Source organism: Leifsonia sp. HAY1-4F, from assembly GCF_056755275.1.
This window is the reverse complement of the sequence record NZ_JBNDHX010000305.1, coordinates 1-269: the sequence shown is the minus strand read 5'-3', so window position 1 is coordinate 269 and position 269 is coordinate 1. Positions and strand designations below refer to the sequence as shown.

Sequence of the window (269 nt, the reverse complement as noted above, 5' to 3'; positions counted from 1 at the left end):
CCCCCCCCCCCCCCCCCCCCCCCCCCCCCCCCCCCCCCCCCCCCCTCCCTTCAGGCCAGACCCCCCCCTCCCAGATTAGCGAGTTTCTCGTGGGCTCGGAGATGTGTATAAGAGACAGGTCGGCTCCTGTGGACCTCCCGTTCCCACCTTCGCGCCCCATTCGGCGAACTCGCCCCAGACCAGGTAGCCGAGCCGGTCGGCGTGGAACAGGTAGCGTTCCTCGAACACCTTCTGGTGGAGGCGCGCGCCGTTGAAGCTGGCGGCCATCC

The 269-nt window shown here is 70.6% G+C and carries 1 protein-coding gene; it reads right to left on the bottom strand.

Annotation, left to right across the window (positions count from 1 at the left end; all coding sequences use genetic code 11):
- Positions 1-75 precede the first annotated feature (75 nt).
- On the bottom strand, positions 76-269 hold a 194-nt coding region (locus ACPYOG_RS19610), incomplete at its 5' end, for a hypothetical protein (protein ID WP_481295794.1).